The 4,035-nt window shown below is 72.4% G+C and carries 2 protein-coding genes; both read left to right on the top strand.

Features of this window, described 5'->3' with window-relative positions; all coding sequences use genetic code 11:
- Positions 1-3,862: SDR family NAD(P)-dependent oxidoreductase (locus tag LMU33_RS40615; protein ID WP_228627100.1), on the top strand; the 3,862-nt coding region annotated here is incomplete at its 5' end.
- 74 nt (positions 3,863-3,936) lie between these two features.
- The coding region (locus LMU33_RS42190) for a polyketide synthase docking domain-containing protein (RefSeq protein WP_372478163.1) at positions 3,937-4,035 on the top strand (99 nt) is incomplete at its 3' end.

Here is a 4,035-nt window from a genome sequence, read left to right on the forward strand (position 1 = left end):
CCTCGAATCGTGGGGTATCAGGCCGGACTTCGTCTCCGGTCATTCGATCGGTGAGATCGCGGCGGCGCATTGTGCGGGTGTGCTGTCGCTGGAGGACGCGTGCACGCTGGTGGCTGCGCGTGGCCGGCTGATGCAGGAGCTGCCCGCCGGTGGTGCGATGGTGGCGGTGCAGGCGACCGAGGACGAGGTCACCCCGTACCTGACCGACGCCGTGAGCATCGCGGCGGTCAACGGCCCCACCTCCGTGGTGGTCGCCGGTGACGAGGACGCCGTACTGGGCATAGCCGCTTCCTTCGACGCAAAGGGCCGCAAGACGAAGCGTCTGACGGTCAGTCACGCCTTCCACTCGCCGCACATGGACGGCATGCTGGAGGCCTTCCGCGAGGTTGCCGAAAGCCTGACCTACGAGGCCCCGCGCATCCCGGTCGTCTCCAACCTCACCGGTACCCTCGCAACCGCGGACGAGCTCACCAGCCCCGGTTTCTGGGTCCGTCACGTCCGTGAGGCGGTCCGTTTCCATGACGGCATCCGCACGCTGGAGGCCCAGAACGTCACCACGTTCGTCGAGCTGGGCCCGGACGGTGTGCTCTCGGCGATGGGCCAGGACTGCGTCACGGGCGAGGAGCATGCGTTCGTTCCGGTGCTCCGCGCGGGCCGTCCGGAGCCGGAAACCTTGACCACGGCCCTCGCGCACGCCCACACCCGGGGCATTGCGGTCGACTGGCAGGCCTACTACGCGGGGACCGGCGCCCGACGCGTCGACCTGCCCACCTACGCCTTCCAGCGTCGGCACTACTGGGTCGACGTCTTCACCGGCTCCGACGACGTGACGTCCGTCGGCATCGGCTCGGCGGACCATCCGTTGCTGGGTGCCGCCGTGGAGCTGCCCGACTCGGACGGTTGCCTGTTCACGGGGCGGCTGTCGTTGCAGACGCATCCCTGGCTGGCCGATCACACGGTCATGGGGCAAGTGGTGTTGCCCGCCTCGGCGTTCGTGGAGCTGGCGATCCACGCCGGCGACCAGGTCGGCTGCCCGATGCCGGTCGAGCTGGACGTGCACACGCCGCTGGTGCTGCCGGAGCACGGCGGCGTCCAACTGCGGGTGCAGGTCGGCGAGTCCGGACCTGACGACGGCACGAGGGACCGGTCGGGCCGCCGCACCTTGACGGTGTACTCGCGGCCCGAGCAGGCGACTTCCGGTGCCGGTGACGGCATTCGGCCGGACCTCCCGTGGACCCGCAACGCGAGCGCCACGCTCACTGCTGCCCCGGATGCCGGAGACACCCTCCCCGGCGCGGCCGACTTGGCGGTCTGGCCGCCGGCCGGTGCCGAGGCGGTGCCGGTCGACGCGCTCTACGAGGCGTCGGCGGCCGCGGGCGTCGTGCACGGCGCATCCTTCCGGACGCTGCATCAGGTGTGGGTGCGCGACGGAGTGGTCTTCGCCGAGGTGCGTCTCGCTCCGGACCACGAGGAGGGCGACCGGGGAGAAGGCGGACAGCGAGGAATCGCTGAGCGGTTCACCCTGCCTCCCGCGCTGCTCGACGCGGCGCTCCTGGCGGCTCACCGCTGTGCTCCGGGCGGTGTCAGGGCGGGTGATCTGGCCCTCGCCTGGCGGGAGGTGGTGCTGCACGCCCCGGCTCCCTCCGTGCTGCGGGTGCGGATCGGTTCCGCGGGCGACGGTTCCGTGGCGTTGACCGCGACGGATTCCGCCGGTGCCCCGGTGGTGACGGCACAGTCCGTGGTCCTGCGCCCCCTCACCGCCGAGCAGGTGGCCGCCACCGTCGCGGCGATGGGCGACCGCAGTGCCCACCACGACTCGCTGTTCCGCCTCGAGTGGCTGCGCACGCCCGTCGCATCCGTCGCCGGATCCGAGAGCGGCGGCTACGCCGTCATCGGCGCACTGGACGACGCAGGGGTGACGGCGTCGCTCATGACGGCGGGCATCCGGGCCGAGGTCTTCGACGACGTGTCGTCGCTGGAGACGGCCGTCGGCGCGGGCCGTGCTGTTCCGGACGTGATCCTGCTGCCCTGCGTATCCGGACCGCGCGCCGCTCACGGCGAGCACACCGAGCACGGCGGGCACGGCGACGGCGGTGACGGCCACCACGGCGACAGGTCCCGCTTGGCCGCGCAGGTCGCTGCTTCCATCACCCGGGTACTCGGCGCCCTGCAGTCCTGGCTGGCCGGCGACCGGTTCGCCGGCACCCGGCTGGTGGTCCTCACCGCCGGCGCGGTCGCCACCGGCCCGGGAGAGGACGTCGCGGACCTGGCGCACGCGGCGGTGTGGGGCCTGGTGCGGTCCGCGCAGTCGGAGAACCCCGACCGGATCGTCCTGCTCGACACCGACCGGACCGATGCCTCCTACGGCGCTCTTGCGGGGGCCGTCATGTCCGGAGAGCCGGAACTCGTCCTGCGGTCCGGTTCCGCGTACGTGCCGCGCCTTGCCCGTACGGCGCGGGTCGTCGAGCGGACGGCTCCGGCATTCGATCCTCGGGGGACCGTCCTGATCACCGGGGCCACCGGTGGGCTGGGGCGGCTGCTCGCACGGCATCTGGCGGCGGAGCACGGTGCCCGCCGTCTGCTGCTGGTCAGCCGGAGCGGACCCGCCGCGGAGGGCATGGCCGAACTCCGCGAGGAACTCGGCCGGTGGGGGACGCAGGTCACGGTGGCGGCCTGCGACGTGGCCGACCGTGCAGCGCTCGCCGAACTCCTCGCGACGGTGCCGGCGGAGCATCCGCTGACGGCCGTCGTGCACACCGCGGCCGTACTGGACGACGGTGTCGTCGACAAGCTCACGCCCGAGCGTGTCGCCCGGGTGCTGCGGGCGAAGGTCGACGCGGCGCTCAATCTCCACGACCTGACCCAGGACCTGGATCTGTCGGCGTTCGTGCTGTTCTCGGCGGCGGCCGGCACGCTCGGCGCCGCCGGGCAGGCCAACTACGCGGCGGCCAACGTCTTCCTCGACGCGCTGGCGCGCCACCGCCGCGCCCGCGGACTGACCGCTCTGTCCCTGGTGTGGGGCATGTGGGCCGAGGAACGCGGCATGGCGGGCAGGCTGGCCGCCGCCGACCGCTCCCGTGCGGCGCTCGGAGGCGTACTGCCGCTGTCGGCGAACCAGGGACTCGCCCTGTTCGACGCCGCCTGCCAGGCGAGCACCGCATCCGGCGAGGCCGTCCTGGTGCCGCTCGGGCTCGACTTCGGTACCTTGCGCGCCGCCGCGGCAAGCGGCGACCTCCTGCCGATGTTCCGCGGCCTGGTGCGTGCGACGGTCCGCCGCCGCTCCGGCGACGGCCACACCGGCGGCGGAGACGGCGCCGAGGGACTGGCGCAGCGGCTGGCTCGGCTGTCGGCGGCCGAGCGGGAACAGACGGTTCTCGATCTGGTACGCGGGCAGGTGGCCGCCGTCCTGGGACACACCTCGCACGACGAGGTGGGTGCCGGACAGGCGTTCCGCGAACTGGGCTTCGACTCCCTGACCGCGGTCGAACTGCGCAACCGGCTCAACACGGCGACCGGGCTGCGCCTGCAGGCCACGCTCGTCTACGACTATCCGACACCGGCCGCACTCGCGCAGTACCTGCTCGGGCAGGTTGCGCCCGAGGCGGCCGAGCCGGAGGTGTCCGTGCTGGACGAGCTGAACCGGCTGGAGAACGCGTTCTCCTCGCCGGCGGCCGACGGCCTGGCCGCGCTGGTGGCGGACGACGCGGCACACGCCCGGGTCGCGGTGCGCCTGCAGTCGCTTCTGACGCAGTGGAACGACGCACGCCGTGGCCAGGGCGGCGGTGAGACCACGGCGGTCCTCGAAGACGCCAGCGACGACGAGCTGTTCGACTTCATCGACAAGCGGTTCGGCGCGAGCTGAAGCCATGAGCCGGCCATCGCATCGCACCCACCACCGCCACGATCTCGACGACCATCCGAATAGGTGAAGCGCCCATGGCGAACGAAGCAAAGCTCCGCGAATACCTCAAGAAAGTCACGACGGATCTCGACGAGGCGTACGGGCGGCTGCGGGACATCGAGGACCGGGCCCGG

This window comes from Streptomyces barringtoniae, from assembly GCF_020819595.1.
GTDB lineage: Bacteria > Actinomycetota > Actinomycetes > Streptomycetales > Streptomycetaceae > Streptomyces > Streptomyces barringtoniae.